12 protein-coding genes are annotated in these 13,574 nt (G+C 67.0%); 3 read left to right on the top strand and 9 right to left on the bottom strand.

All coding sequences use genetic code 11. The annotated features are described in order from the left end of the window. The first annotated feature begins 68 nt into the window (after window positions 1–68). Genes ACK8OR_RS16910 through ACK8OR_RS16900 form a run of 3 tightly spaced genes read left to right on the top strand, consistent with a single transcriptional unit; the run spans window position 69 to window position 4,619 of the window. On the top strand, window positions 69–3,371 hold the full coding sequence (locus tag ACK8OR_RS16910; RefSeq protein WP_410190557.1) for an error-prone DNA polymerase: 3,303 nt from the start codon (window positions 69–71) through the stop codon (window positions 3,369–3,371). Between the two features lie 22 nt (window positions 3,372–3,393). Then, on the top strand, window positions 3,394–4,092 hold the full coding sequence (locus tag ACK8OR_RS16905) for an SDR family NAD(P)-dependent oxidoreductase (RefSeq protein ID WP_410190556.1): 699 nt from the start codon (window positions 3,394–3,396) through the stop codon (window positions 4,090–4,092). Window positions 4,093–4,103: 11 nt separating this feature from the next. After that, window positions 4,104–4,619, top strand: a complete 516-nt coding sequence (locus tag ACK8OR_RS16900) for a 2,4'-dihydroxyacetophenone dioxygenase family protein (protein WP_410190555.1) — start codon at window positions 4,104–4,106, stop codon at window positions 4,617–4,619. On the opposite strand, the gene ACK8OR_RS16895 is transcribed toward ACK8OR_RS16900, so the two are convergent. The 9 genes from ACK8OR_RS16895 to ACK8OR_RS16855 form a co-directional block, all read right to left on the bottom strand. After that, window positions 4,609–5,052 (bottom strand): globin domain-containing protein, encoded by a 444-nt coding sequence (locus tag ACK8OR_RS16895; RefSeq protein ID WP_410190554.1) that lies wholly within the window; start codon window positions 5,050–5,052, stop codon window positions 4,609–4,611. The two genes, ACK8OR_RS16900 and ACK8OR_RS16895, sit on opposite strands and share 11 nt — an antisense overlap. A gap of 5 nt (window positions 5,053–5,057) precedes the next feature. After that, window positions 5,058–7,469 (bottom strand): DNA topoisomerase (ATP-hydrolyzing) subunit B, encoded by a 2,412-nt coding sequence (gene gyrB / locus ACK8OR_RS16890; RefSeq protein ID WP_410190553.1) that lies wholly within the window; start codon window positions 7,467–7,469, stop codon window positions 5,058–5,060. Between the two features lie 82 nt (window positions 7,470–7,551). Further along, entirely contained in the window at window positions 7,552–7,974 is a 423-nt protein-coding gene (locus ACK8OR_RS16885; RefSeq protein ID WP_410190552.1) for a VOC family protein, read from the bottom strand. Then, on the bottom strand, window positions 7,971–9,056 hold the full coding sequence (gene recF, locus ACK8OR_RS16880) for a DNA replication/repair protein RecF (protein ID WP_410190551.1): 1,086 nt from the start codon (window positions 9,054–9,056) through the stop codon (window positions 7,971–7,973). Before recF ends, ACK8OR_RS16885 begins: the two co-directional genes overlap by 4 nt. A gap of 19 nt (window positions 9,057–9,075) precedes the next feature. Further along, window positions 9,076–10,194 carry a DNA polymerase III subunit beta gene (gene dnaN / locus ACK8OR_RS16875; RefSeq protein WP_410190550.1) on the bottom strand — a complete coding sequence of 373 codons (1,119 nt, stop codon included), beginning with the start codon at window positions 10,192–10,194 and terminating at the stop codon, window positions 9,076–9,078. Between the two features lie 63 nt (window positions 10,195–10,257). Next, window positions 10,258–11,589 (bottom strand): chromosomal replication initiator protein DnaA, encoded by a 1,332-nt coding sequence (gene dnaA, locus ACK8OR_RS16870; RefSeq protein WP_410190549.1) that lies wholly within the window; start codon window positions 11,587–11,589, stop codon window positions 10,258–10,260. 38 nt (window positions 11,590–11,627) lie between these two features. Continuing rightward, the gene (locus ACK8OR_RS16865) at window positions 11,628–12,014 is read right to left on the bottom strand and encodes a rhodanese-like domain-containing protein (protein ID WP_410190548.1); all 387 of its coding nucleotides are present in this window, start codon (window positions 12,012–12,014) and stop codon (window positions 11,628–11,630) included. A 278-nt stretch (window positions 12,015–12,292) separates the two neighbouring features. After that, entirely contained in the window at window positions 12,293–12,559 is a 267-nt protein-coding gene (gene rpsT / locus ACK8OR_RS16860; RefSeq protein ID WP_410190547.1) for a 30S ribosomal protein S20, read from the bottom strand. A 179-nt stretch (window positions 12,560–12,738) separates the two neighbouring features. Then, window positions 12,739–13,515, bottom strand: a complete 777-nt coding sequence (locus ACK8OR_RS16855; RefSeq protein ID WP_410190546.1) for an enoyl-CoA hydratase — start codon at window positions 13,513–13,515, stop codon at window positions 12,739–12,741. Window positions 13,516–13,574 lie beyond the last annotated feature (59 nt).

Below are 13,574 nucleotides of genomic sequence, written 5' to 3'. Positions count from 1 at the left end.
GCCGACGGGGGGCTGGCCCCCCGTCTCCTGACCGGCACCCCGCCTGATCCCAGACCCGGAGCACTGCAATGCCCGACGCCCCCCTGACTCCCGACAAGCGCACGCTCGACCCCGACCAGGTCTTCACCAAAAACCCGCCCGCCCCCTTCGTCGAGCTGGGCGTGACGTCGTGCTTTTCCTTCCTGCATGGCGCCTCGGATGCCGTGGACCTGGCCACGACGGCCTGGAAGATGGGCTATCACGCCATCGGGATCGCCGACCGCAACTCGATGGCTGGCGTGGTGCGGATGCATACCGAAGCGACCACCACCCGCATGACGCCCCTGATCGGGACGCGGCTGATCCTGACCTGCGGGGCGGAGTTCCTGGCCTATCCGAAGGATCGCGACGGCTACGGCAATCTCTGCGCGCTGATCTCGAAGGGGCGGATGACCGGACCGAACGGCGAATGGCAGGAGAAGGGGCGCTGCGACATCACGCTGGCGGATCTGCGCGCGCATCAGGCCGGCAGCATCCTGATCGCCGTTCCGGGCGACGACGCGGCGGCCTTCGCCGCCGACCTGCCGCGCCTGACGGACCGGATGCCCGCGCTGACCCATGTCGCGGCGGCCCATCTCTATCGCGGCGACGATGCCGCCCGGATCGAGGCGCTGGACCGGCTGGCGCGTGCCCATGACCTGAAGATCGTGGCGACCAACGACGTCCATTATCACACGCCCGAGCGTCGCCCGCTGCAGGACGTGATGACCTGCATTCGCGAGAAATGCACCATCGCCGATGCGGGCTTCCGCCTCGACGCCAATGCCGAGCGCTACCTGAAGTCCCCAGGGGAGATGCAGCGCCTGTTCGAACGCTGGCCCCATGCCATCACCGAGAGCCTGCGCATCGCCAACCGGCTGGACTTCTCGCTGAGCGAATTGAAATACGAATATCCCGAAGACCACATCCCCGCCGGCCGCACTCCCGACGGGCATCTTCGCATCCTGACCGAGGCGGGCGCGGCGCTTCGCTATCCCGATGGCGTGCCGGGCAAGGTGCGCGACGCCCTCGAGAAGGAGCTGGCGTTCATCGCCGAGCGCGATCTCGCGCGCTACTTCATCACGATCCAGGAAATCGTGGAGTTCGGCCGATCGCAGGACATCCTCTGCCAGGGCCGGGGGTCGGCGGCCAATTCGGCGGTCTGCTTCTGCCTCGGGATCACGTCCGTGGACCCCGCGCTCAACGAGGTCCTGTTCGAACGCTTCCTGAGTGCCGACCGCAACGAGCCGCCCGATATCGACGTCGATTTCGAGCACGAGCGCCGCGAGGAGGTCATCCAGCATATCTACACGCGCTACGGGCGCGCCCATGCAGGGCTCTGCGCCACGATCATCCATTACCGCCCCCGCATGGCGATCCGCGAGGTGGGCAAGGTGATGGGCCTGACCGAAGACGTGACGAGTGCGCTGGCCAAGACGACCTGGGGCTCGTGGGGGTCGTCGACCGCCGACATGCATCCCGAGGATACGGGTGTGAACGTCGCCGATCCGCTGGTACGTCGCGTGCTGCGCCTGACCGATCAGCTGATCGGAATGCCCCGCCATCTGGGTCAGCATGTCGGCGGCTTCATCATCACCGATCAGCCGCTGGTCCGCACCGTCCCCATCGGCAACGGCGCCATGCCCGACCGGACGTTCATAGAATGGGACAAGGACGATATCGACGCGCTGGGCATCTTCAAGATGGACGTGCTGGCGCTGGGGATGCTGACCTGCATCGCCAAGTGCTTCGGTCTCCTGAAGGATCACTACGACATCGACATGGATCTCGCCACGATCGCCGAGGGGGACGCCGCGACCTACGACATGCTCTGCCGGGGGGATTCGCTGGGCGTCTTTCAGGTCGAGAGCCGGGCGCAGATGGCGATGCTGCCGAAGCTGAAGCCGCGCCGTTTCTACGACCTCGTGATCCAGGTCGCCATCGTCCGTCCCGGTCCAATTCAGGGCGACATGGTGCATCCCTATCTCAAGCGACGCCGTGGCGACGAGGAACCGGAATATCCTACGCCCGGCCCGCAATATCCGCAGGACGAGTTGCAGAAGATCCTCGGGCGGACACTGGGCGTGCCGATCTTTCAGGAGCAGGCGATGAAGATCGCCATGGTCGCCGCCGAGTTCTCGGGCAAGGAGGCCAATGGGTTGCGCCGCGCCATGGCGACCTGGCGCTCGAAGGAGGATATTCGCAACCACAAGTCGCGCATGATCGACCGCATGGTCGCGCGGGGCTACGACGAGGTCTTCGCCACCCGCTGTTTCAGCCAGATCGAGGGCTTCGGCGAATACGGCTTTCCCGAAAGCCACGCCGCCAGCTTCGCGCGGCTGGTCTATGTGTCGTCCTATCTCAAGTGCCACCACCCGGACGTCTTCGCCTGCGCGCTTCTCAACTCGCAGCCGATGGGGTTCTACGCGCCCGCGCAGATCGTCGACATGGCGAAGAAATCGGGGGTGACGGTGCTGCCGGTGGACGTGAACTATTCCGACTGGGACAGCCTGCTGGAGCCGACGGGGCCCGAGACTTACGCGCTGCGGCTGGGGTTCCGGCAGTTGTCGGGCCTGAAGGCCGATGAGCTGGCACGCCTGACCGCCGCCCGCGACCGGCCTTACGCGAATGTTGAGGAGCTGCGCCGCCGCACGGGCCTGTCGAAGCGCGCCATCGAGACGCTGGCCTCGGCGGATGCCTTCCGGTCCTGCGGGCAGGACCGCCGCGCGGCGCTCTGGGACGCCAAGGCGATCCGGCGCGGGCCGAACCTGCCGCTCTTCACCCACGGGGACGCGCCGGATGTGGGCATTGAGCCGGTCCATGCCCTGCCCGAGATGCCGATGCGCGAGCATGTCGTCGCCGATTACCAGACCGCGCGCCTGTCGCTGAAGGCCCATCCCGTCAGCTTCATGCGCCGCGCGATGGATCGCGGCGGTTATACCCGGTCGGACCGCCTGCGGAGCCTGCGCTTCAACCAGACCTGTTCGGTCGCGGGGCTCGTGCTGATCCGGCAGAAGCCGGGGTCGGCCAAGGGGGTCTGCTTCGTCACGCTCGAGGACGAGGCCGGCGTCGTGAACGTAGTGATCTGGCCCGACCTCTTCGCAAGGTTCCGCCGCCCGATCATGTCGTCGCGACTGATGGCGGTGCATGGGCACGTGCAGTTCGACGATGCCGTCATCCACGTCGTCGCCCGCGAGATCGCGGATCGCAACGACGCGCTGACGCGGCTCTCCGAGGACGAGTTGCAATCCGACCTCGCGCGCGCCGATCACGTGGTGAACCCGCTGCCCAGCCACACCTCCCGCCACCCGAGGGACGTGCGTGTCATCCCGAAATCGCGGGACTTCCACTGACGGCCCGCATAGTCTCGGGGATATGAACACCGTCCTCGTCACCGGCGGCACGCGCGGGATCGGTGCGGGCATCGCGCGCAGCCTCGCCGGTGCGGGCTGGCACGTCGTCGCCGCCTCGGCCAGCCGGGCCGAGCTGGACGCCTTCGACACCCCCGACATCGAGACACGGCTAATGGATGTGACCGATACGGCGTCGGTCGCGGCCGCCTTCGACGGGCTCGATAGGCTGGATGGGCTGGTGAACTGCGCGGGCATCATCGCCCGCGACGACGAATACGAGATCGAGACCTTCGCCCGCGTCATCGACGTGAACCTGACGGGGACGATGCGCTGCTGCCTCGCCGCGCATCCCCTGCTGGCCGCGTCGGGCGGGGCGATCGTGAACACGGCGTCGATGCTGTCGACCTTCGGGGGCCCACGCGTGCCGGCCTATTCGGCGTCCAAAGGTGGCGTGGCGCAGCTGACCAAGGCGCTGGCCGGGCGCTGGGCCGGGGACGGCGTGCGCGTGAACGCCGTCGCGCCGGGCTGGATCGACACCGAGATGACCCAAGGGTTGCAGGACGACACCACGCGCAACGACGCCATCATGGCGCGCACCCCCGCCGGGCGCTGGGGCCGGGTCGAGGAGGTCGCGGCGCTTGCCCGCTGGCTGCTGTCGGACGAGGCGAGCTACGTCACCGGCGCGGTCTATCCCGTCGATGGCGGCTACATGGCGATGTGAGGAGGACGGATATGAAGGATCACGACCCGAGGATGCCCTACCAGTTGCCGTTTCCGAAGGACGCGCTGGAGGAAATCGTGGTGCCCGACGCCATCCCCGAGGACGAACGTCTCTGGGTGCCGCAGGCCGAGAACGTGTGGTTCCGGCCGCTCTGCCTCAACCGGTCGCAGGGCTACTGGATGAATCTCTTGCGCGTCCGGAAGTCGGGCGTGCTGTCGCGCCACCGGCATCCGCAAGGGGTGCACGGCCTCGTTCTCAAGGGGCGCTGGCACTATCTTGAGCACGACTGGATGGCCGAGACCGGCTCTTACGTCTACGAGCCGCCGGGCGAGACGCACACGCTCGTCGTGCCCGAGGGCGTGGACGAGATGATCACCCATTTCCAGGTCAACGGCGTGATGTGCTACGTCGATCCGTGGGGCGAGGTCCTGGGATACGAGGACGTGTTCACCAAGATCGAGCTGTGCCGGACACATTATGCCGAGGTTGGCCTTGGCGAGGAGTACGTCGACTGCTTCATCCGCTAGCGGGCGTCGGCGTGAACCCTTCTGGATAGCCCAGCATCACGCGCATCTCGGGCAGGGACATGTGCGACTGCTCGGCGACGCTGCGGGTGATGACTTCGACATATTGGGTGAAGCCCGGCATGAAGGCCGCCGGCATGCCGACCTCCCGCGCGGAGGTCAGCATCAACTCCGCCCAGCGGGCGCGCTGGTCTTCGGTGAACTTCAGGCCCGCGTGTTGCCAGATGACGAAGCGCAGGTCGCCCCGCTCCTCGACATAATCGCGCGGGCCGCCGAACGAGACGGTCATCCAGCCGGCCAGCCAGCGCGCGTGCTCGCTGGCCGCGGCGGTGAACATCGCGCCCAGCACATCGTCGGCGACGGCCTTGGCATAGAACGCCTCGGTCATCTCGCGGAGGCGGTCATGCCCGCCGGAGGCCTCGTAGAGCGTCCGCATCGGCGTCAGAAGTCGAGGTTCTCGACCGAGAGCGCGTTCTCCTGGATGAACTCGCGACGGGGTTCGACCACGTCGCCCATCAGCTTGGTGAACACGTCGTCGGCTTCGGTCATGTCGTCGACCTTGACCTGCAGGAGCGTGCGCGCCTCGGGGTCGAGCGTCGTCTCCCAGAGCTGGTCGGGATTCATCTCGCCCAGACCCTTGTAGCGCTGGAGGCTCAGGCCCTTCTCGCCCTCGGCCATCACGGCCTCGAGCAGATCCGTCGGCCCGTGCACGATGTTCTCGCGATCCTTGCGGACCAGCCGGCCCGGTTCGCGATAGGTGCCTTCGGTCGCGCCGGCGGCCTGCGCCAGCTTGCGCGCCTCGCCCGAGCGCAGGACCGCGCCGTCAAGCGTCCGCACCTCTTCGACCCCGCGCAGGACGCGGGCCAACCGGATGCCGTGATCCTGCGTGATCCGACCCTGCCAGCCGCGTTCGTATTCCTCGGCCACCTGGTCCAGCCGGGCGGCCACGCGGTCCGCGACGCCCTGCAGGTCCGACAGGCCCTCGGCGTCGAAGGCCCCGGCCAGCGCCGCCTGTTCGAGGATGTGGCGCGGGTAGTGGGTCGGGAAGGCGTCGAGGATGCGCTTGAACACCCGGCTCGCCTGCACGACGCGGTCGAGGTCGCGGCCCGCAATCTCCTCGCCCGAGGGCAGGCGGAGCACCGCGCCGTCGGTGCCCTGCTGGACGAGGTAATCCTCCAGCGCGGTCTGATCCTTGAGATAGACCTCGGACTTGCCGCGCCCGACTTTGAAGAGCGGCGGCTGCGCAATGTAGAGATGCCCCTGCTCGATGATCTCGGGCATCTGGCGATAGAAGAAGGTGAGCAGCAGCGTGCGGATATGCGCGCCGTCCACGTCCGCATCGGTCATGATGACGATCTTGTGGTAGCGCAGCTTGCCCAAGTTGAACTCGTCGCGGCCGATGCCGGTGCCCATGGCGGTGATGAGCGTCCCGATCTCCTGGCTGGACAGCATCCGGTCGAAGCGCGCGCGCTCCACGTTCAGGATCTTGCCCCGGAGCGGCAGGACGGCCTGGTTCTGGCGGGCGCGACCTTGCTTGGCCGAGCCGCCGGCGCTGTCGCCCTCGACGAGGAACAGCTCCGCCTTGGAGGGGTCCTTCTCCTGGCAATCGGCCAGCTTGCCGGGCAGGGAGGCCACGTCCATCGCCGTCTTGCGCCGCGTCAGTTCGCGCGCCTTGCGCGCCGCCTCGCGCGCCAGCGCGGCCTCGATGATCTTGCCCACCACCTCGCGCGCGATCTGGGGATTCTCCTCGAACCATTCGGCGAGCTTCTCGTTGACGAGGTTCTCGACCGCGGGCCGCACCTCGGACGAGACGAGCTTGTCCTTCGTCTGGCTGGAGAATTTCGGATCGGGCACCTTGACCGACAGCACGCAGGTCAGGCCCTCGCGGGCGTCGTCGCCAGTGAAGCTGACCTTCTCTTTCTTCGCGATCCCGGAGGATTGCGCGTAGAGGTTGATCGTCCGCGTCAGCGCGCCGCGCAGGCCCGCCAGATGGGTGCCGCCATCGCGCTGGGGAATGTTGTTCGTGAACGGCAGGACCGTCTCGTGGTAGCTGTCGTTCCACCACATCGCGACTTCGACGCCGATCCCGTCGCGCTCGCCCTCCATGTAGATCGGCTCGGGCATCACGGCGCTCTTCGAGCGGTCGAGATACTTGACGAACTCCCTCACGCCGCCCTCGTAGAACAGCTCCGTGCGCAGGGGATCGGCCGGACGTTCGTCCTCGAGCACGATCTTCACGCCGGAGTTGAGGAAGGCCAGCTCGCGCAGCCGCTTTTCCAGCGTCGCGAAGACGTAATCGAGGTTCGAGAAGGTATCGAGCGAGGCCATGAACCGCACTTCGGTGCCGGTCTCGGTGGTGTCGCCGACGACCTTCAGATGCTCGGCCGTGTCGCCGTGCTCGAACCGGGCGACATGCTCCTTGCCGTCGCGCCAGATCCGCAGCTCCAGCCAGTCGCTCAGCGCGTTGACCACCGAGACGCCGACGCCGTGCAGGCCGCCCGAGACCTTGTAGCTGTTCTGGTCGAACTTCCCGCCCGCATGGAGCTGGGTCATGATGACCTCGGCCGCCGAGACGCCCTCTTCCTCGTGCAGGCCGACCGGAATGCCGCGCCCGTTATCCTTCACCGAGACGCTGGAATCGGCGTGGATCTTGACGCTCACCTCGGTCGCGTGACCCGCCAGCGCCTCGTCGATGCCGTTGTCCACGACCTCGTAGACCATGTGGTGCAGACCGGACCCGTCATCGGTGTCGCCGATATACATGCCCGGCCGCTTGCGCACGGCTTCCAGGCCCTTGAGAACTTTGATGGAATCCGCACCGTATTCCTCGGGCGTGGGGGCTGCGTCAGCCATTGTCGATTATCCCCTTCGTGTCCCCCAAGATATATGATCCCGGGCGGGGATTGTCACGCGAATGACACCAAATCTGGTGGGTTCAGGCGTCCGAAATCCAGCCGTCCGAATCGAGCGGCCAGACCGGGTTGAACGCGTACTCCCAGAGGTGCCCGTCCCGGTCCGCCCAGTGGCTGGAATATCCGCCCCATTCCATCTTCGTGGGCCGTGACACCGCGCGGGCGCCGACGGCGATCGCCGCCTCGAACGCCGCGTCCACATCCGCCTCGGACGGCCAGTTCACCGAGAGCGTCACCGCGCCCCGCCCGAGTTCGGAGACCGGGCGACCCAGTTCCTGCGCGAGCGTATCGAGCCCGAACAGCCCGAGCTTGAACCCGCCCATCGGAAAGAACACGACAGAGGGCGGCGCGTCTTCGGCAACGAGGCCCAACGCTTCGTAGAACGCCTTCGACGCAGCCAGATCGGTGACGCCCAGCGTGACGAGGTTCAGCCGGTTCGGTGTCATGCGATCTCCACGCGGCTTTCGCCGTCCGCCTCGGTCACCTCCAGATGCATGGCACCCTCCAGCCCCTCGAACAATTCCCGGCCGGTTCCCGTCAGGAAGACCTGCCCGCCGAGCGCATGGAACTCAGCATAGAGGGCCGCGCGGCGGTCGGCATCCAGATGCGCCGCGACCTCGTCCAGCAGCAGGATCGGTGGCGTGCCTTCGCTCGTCTTCAACGCACGGGCATTGGCGAGGATGAGCGAGATCAGGAGCGCCTTCTGCTCGCCGGTCGAACAGAGCCGTGCCTCGATGTCCTTGGCGGCATAGCGCCCCAGGAGGTCTGTGCGATGCGGCCCAACCAGGCTGCGACCCGCCGCCATGTCACGGGACCGGCTGGCGGCGAAATCCTCGGCCCCGACCTGCGCGCCGCCATCCGAGAGCGCAAGCGCCGCGGCAGGGAAGGGGCCGTCGGTATCCTGCGCGGCGACAAGGCGGGCGAGCGCGGCCACGCGGCGCGATTGGATGCCGGCGCCGTACTCGGCCATCTGCGCCTCGAGTGCGGCATACCAATGCGCGTCCCGCACGCCGTCCTTCAGGAGGCGGTTTCGATCGCGCATCGCCTTCTCGTAGCGCAGCGCGCCCTCGGCATGGGCCGGGTCGAAGGACAGGACAAGGCGGTCGAGGAAGCGGCGACGTCCCTCGGCCCCTTCAAGCCAGAGCCGGTCCATCGACGGCACCAGCCAGAGCACCCGCAAGAGCCGTGCCAGCGCCACCTGCGCGGTCGCCTTGTCGTCGATGCGGGTAGTGCGGGGCTGGCCGGGTTCGGCGCGCAGTTCGATGTCGTGCGGCACATCGCCCGAAACCGTCGCCGCGATCCGCCAGCCCAACGCCTCGGGGCGGCGGATGATCTCCTCGGCCTGGGCGCGGCGCATGCCCCGTCCGGGCGACAGCAGCGAGATGGCTTCGAGGAGGTTGGTCTTTCCCGCGCCGTTCGGGCCATGGATGGCGGTGATCGGCGCGTCGAAGGTCAGCCGCGTGCGGCGGTGCGAGCGGAAATGCGACAGAGCGAGCGTGGCGACCCGACCCGGGGGGGCATCAGACACGCATCGCCCCGGAGGGGCGTCAGACACGCATCGGCATGACGACGTAGATGGCGCTCTCGTCGCCGCCCTCGCGCATCAGCGTGGGATCGCCCGCGTTGTTGAAGAGGAAGACCGCATTCTCGCGATCCACCTGGCCCGCGATTTCCTGCAGGTACTTGGCGTTGAACCCGATTTCCAGCTTCTCGTCGCCATAGGCCACGGCCAGCTCTTCCTCGGCGGCGCCCGCGTCGGGGGCGTTGACCGAAAGGGTCAGCCGGTCCTCGTCGAGGCTCAGCTTGACGGCGCGCGACCGCTCCGACGAGACGGTGGCCACCCGGTCGACCGCCTTGGCGAAATCGGCGGCGTCCACTTCCAGCTTGCGGGTGTTGCCGGTCGGGATGACGCGGCCGTAATCGGGGAAGGTGCCGTCGATCACCTTCGAGGTCAGCGTGATCTCGGGCGTGGCGAAGCGGACCTTCGTCTCGGATACCGAGACGGCGATCTGCATTTCGTCATCGTCCAGAAGCTTGCGCATCTGGTCGACGGTCTTGCGGGGCACGATCACGCCGGGCATGTCGGCGGCCCCGTCGGGCAGCGGCGCGTCGACGCGCGCCAGCCGGTGGCCGTCGGTCGCCACGCAACGCAGCGCCTGGCCGTCGGCGCCCTCGGCCACATGCATGTAGACGCCGTTGAGGTAATAGCGCGTCTCTTCGGTCGAGATGGCGAACCGCGTCTTGTCGAAGAGCCGCCGCAGCACGGGCGCATCGCAAGAGAAATTGGCCGCGTAGTCCGAGGACGCCATGACCGGGAAGTCTTCCTTGGCCAGGGTCGCGAGCGAGAAATGCGACCGGCCCGCGGTGACGTTCATCCGGCCCGCCGCCTGATCCTCGTCGATCTGCACCAGCGCGCCGTCGGGCAGCTTGCGCACGATCTCGTGGAAGAGGACGGCGCTGACGGTCGTTCCGCCCGAGCGCTCGATCTGCGCGGTGGCCTTGTCGATCACCTCGATATCGAGATCGGTCGCCTTGAAGCTGACCCCGTCATCCGCGGCCTCCATCAGGACGTTGGCGAGGATCGGAATGGTGTTCCGGCGCTCGACGACGGCCTGCGCCTGGCTCACCGCCTTCAGGAGGGCGGCGCGTTCGATGGAGAATTTCATGTCGGCCTCGTCGGGTTTCGGACGCGCAGCATACCCGCCGCGCGCCGGCGCGCAATGCCCGCGTCAGCCGTCGAGCTTGCGCGTCAGAAGCTCCGCATCCTCGGCGATCTGCGGCTCCGCCGCGATCAGCTCCTCGATCTTGCGGACGGCGTAGAGAACGGTCGTGTGATCGCGCCCGCCGAACTTGCGCCCGATCTCGGGATAGCTGCGCGGCGTCAACTTCTTGGAGAGATACATCGCCATCTGGCGGGGGCGTGCGACCGTGCGCGAGCGCCGTGCCGAGGTCATGTCGGACATGCGCAGGTTATAATGCTCGCAGGTCGTCTTCATGATGTCGTCGATCGTCAGCTTCTTCTGGCTGGAGCGCAGGACGTCGGACAGCACCTCCTGCGCGTGGGCCATCGAGACCGGCTGCTTGAGGAGGTCGGCATAGGCCGCGAGGCGGGTGACCGCCCCTTCGAGCGCGCGGATCGAGGTGTTGATCCGGCTGGCGAGGAATTCCAGCACGCCGTCCTCGACCGTGAAGCCCTTGTAGTGCTCGCCCAGGCTCTCGACGCGCTGCTGCAGGACGCCGAGGCGAAGCTCGTAATCGGCAGGGTGCAGATCGACCACGAGGCCCATCTCGAGACGCGAGGTGATCCGCTCCTCGAGGTCCGAGATCTCGGCCGGGCTGCGATCGGCCGAGATGACGACCTGCTTGCCCTGGTTCACCAGCGCGTTGAACGTGTGGAAGAACTCCTCCTGGGTGCTGTCCTTGCCGGCGATGAACTGCACGTCATCGACCAGCAGCACGTCGACGCTGCGGAAGAGGTGCTTGAAATCCATGGTGTTCTTTTCGCGCAGGGCCTGCACGAAGCGATACATGAACTGCTCGGCCGAGAGGTAGAGCACGCGGCAGTCGGGATCGCGTTCCTGGATCTGCCAGGCGATCGCCTGCATTAGGTGGGTCTTCCCGAGGCCGACGCGCCCATGCAGGAACAGCGGATTGAAGCTGACGGTGGCACCGGAGGCGACGCGGCGTGCGGCGGCGTGGGCCATCTCGTTGGACTTGCCGACCACGAAGCGATCGAAGGTGAAGCGCTTGTCCAGCTCGCTCTCGCTGCGGGACCGCGTGCGGGGTGCGACCTCGTCGGGCGTGCTGGCGGCGGGGCGATCGGAGGCGGCGGCGCACACGAGGCGGGTGACGTCGGCGCCGCCTTCGGTCATCCGGCGCAGGATCACGTCCTGGTAGTTCTGGCCGACCCACTTGCCGATGAAATCCGTCGGGGCCGTCAGGTGCAGGACGCGGCCTTCGACCGACGCGAATTCCAGTGGCGCGATCCACGCCTTGAAGTTATGCGCTCCCACGTCCTTCGCGATCACGCCCTTGGCGTGTTGCCACGTCCCGTCCGTCATGTCTGCTCTCCGGCCCTGTCCCGCTTCAATCGTTCCATTCAGGACTGACGCCACGCCAATCCTCGGGCCTTCCATCCATTGAGGCCCCCCCGTCGTCCCAACGGATCCAGATCGCCTTCGAACCCCTCGGCCACGTTGATGCATGTCACGGCGCGTCCCTCGTCACCGAGGGCCTCCGCCACGGCCTGGGCCGCCTGCATCGACCGGGCGCCCGAACGGCAGATGAAGAGAAGGTGGGATGGCAGTCCCGAAAGCCCTTCCTTCAATGCCGCGACGAACGCGGGGTTGTGGTCCATGCCGGGCCAGGACTTCCATTCGATGCGAACGACGTCCTTGTTCAGGTCCGACAGGTCGGCCCCTCCCACGAAATCCCACTCGGGTCGGGTCCGAACATCCACAAGCATCGCGGCGGTTTCTTTCGACAAGATATCCCACGCCTCCCGAGGCCCCACCTCGAGGATTTGCGGACCCGCTTCGGTGCCCATGCGATGTTCCCACTAGAGCGATCTGACTCGCTGTATGGAGGGAATATCGTTCGCGCCCGATCCGCTTCAATCGAACGTTGGTCTTGACTCGCCGCTGGGCGGAAAAGAATCTCGCTCTCGCGTCGCAGGCTACTGTGTTTCAACGAAAAAGGGCCCGCCGATCCGGCAGGCCCTTAAAATTCTTGACTGTGTCTCCGGGCCGCGCCCGGAACACGGAATCAGTTGGCCAGAGCCTTCACGCGGGACGACAGGCGGGACACCTTCCGGGCGGCCGTATTCTTGTGGAAGACGCCCTTGGTCACGCCGCGCATCAGCTCGGGCTGGGCGGCCTTCAGGGCCTCGGCGGCGGCGGCCTGGTCGCCCGAGGCGATGGCCTCCTCGACGCGGCGGAGATAGGTGCGGATGCGCGAGCGACGTGCCTTGTTGACGGCGAATCGGGCCTCGTTCTGACGAGCGCGCTTCTTGGCCTGGGGCGAATTTGCCATGATGATCGGTCCTTCGGATCGGGTTCGTGTTCAGTCGCGCGAAGGCCCGATCCGGTCGGGGGACGGCGGACGCCCCCAGGATCTCGATCCGGCCAAAGCGGGCCTCACACGCATATGGAGCGCGCCTTAGAACGCCACGCGCGCGGCGTCAACCGCCGGGCGCGAGACCGCACCGGAGCTCAGCGGTCGCGAAACTGGGGTTCGCGCTTCTCGACGAATGCGGTCATGCCTTCGGTCTGGTCCTCTGTCGCAAAGAGCGCGTGGAACAGCCGCTTCTCGAACAGGAGCCCCTCGGCCAGCCCGACCTCCTGGCTGCGGTTCACCGCCTCCTTGATGGCGGTGACCGTGATCATCGACTTCTCGGCGATCTTGCCCGCCGCCGCGAGCGCTTCTTCGACGAGCTTCTTGGCGGGCACGACCCGGCTGACGAGGCCCGATTTCTCGGCCTCCTCGGCATCCATGAAACGACCGGTCAGGTGCATGTCCATGGACTTGGCCTTTCCCACCGCCCGCGTCAGGCGCTGGGTGCCGCCGATGCCCGCGACCACGCCTAGATTGACCTCGGGCTGGCCGAACTTGGCGGTGTCGGCAGCGATGATGAAGTCGCACATCATCGCCAGCTCGCAGCCGCCGCCCAGCGCATAGCCGGACACGGCGGCGATGATCGGCTTGCGGACGCGGAGGAACTGTTCGACCTCGGGCCCGAAGAGATCGCCCATGAAGACGTCGGTGAAGGATTTCTCGGACATCTCGCGGATGTCGGCCCCGGCGGCGAAGGCCTTCTCGGATCCGGTCAGCACGATGCAGCGCACCTGTTTGTCGTCCTGCGCCGATTTCAACGCGCGGGACAGCTCGCCCAAGAGCTTCGAGTTGAGCGCGTTCAGCGCGTCAGGCCGGTCGAGCCGGATCAGGGCGACGTGATTGCTCACGTCCACGTTCAACGTCTCGTAACCCATTTCGCCGCTCCGCATGGTGCCTGGGATGTCAGGCCTGCCCGATGGTCCGACGCGGTTCA

The sequence above is a fragment of the Jannaschia halovivens genome, from assembly GCF_046452375.1.
Taxonomy (GTDB): domain Bacteria; phylum Pseudomonadota; class Alphaproteobacteria; order Rhodobacterales; family Rhodobacteraceae; genus Jannaschia; species Jannaschia halovivens.
The sequence above is the reverse complement of the archived record's forward strand: the minus strand, read 5'-3'. Positions and strand labels throughout refer to the sequence as shown.

Bases quoted from the DNA above. Each gene is read 5' to 3' on its own strand.
- ACK8OR_RS16895 (WP_410190554.1), bottom strand. From the start codon at position 5,052: ATGCGGACGCTCTACGAGGCCTCCGGCGGGCATGACCGCCTCCGCGAG.
- ACK8OR_RS16910 (WP_410190557.1), top strand. From the start codon at position 69: ATGCCCGACGCCCCCCTGACTCCCGACAAGCGCACGCTCGACCCCGAC.
- gyrB (WP_410190553.1), bottom strand. From the start codon at position 7,469: ATGGCTGACGCAGCCCCCACGCCCGAGGAATACGGTGCGGATTCCATC.
- dnaA (WP_410190549.1), bottom strand. From the start codon at position 11,589: ATGACGGACGGGACGTGGCAACACGCCAAGGGCGTGATCGCGAAGGAC.
- rpsT (WP_410190547.1), bottom strand. From the start codon at position 12,559: ATGGCAAATTCGCCCCAGGCCAAGAAGCGCGCTCGTCAGAACGAGGCC.
- dnaN (WP_410190550.1), bottom strand. From the start codon at position 10,194: ATGAAATTCTCCATCGAACGCGCCGCCCTCCTGAAGGCGGTGAGCCAG.
- ACK8OR_RS16855 (WP_410190546.1), bottom strand. From the start codon at position 13,515: ATGGGTTACGAGACGTTGAACGTGGACGTGAGCAATCACGTCGCCCTG.
- ACK8OR_RS16900 (WP_410190555.1), top strand. From the start codon at position 4,104: ATGAAGGATCACGACCCGAGGATGCCCTACCAGTTGCCGTTTCCGAAG.
- ACK8OR_RS16885 (WP_410190552.1), bottom strand. From the start codon at position 7,974: ATGACACCGAACCGGCTGAACCTCGTCACGCTGGGCGTCACCGATCTG.
- ACK8OR_RS16905 (WP_410190556.1), top strand. From the start codon at position 3,394: ATGAACACCGTCCTCGTCACCGGCGGCACGCGCGGGATCGGTGCGGGC.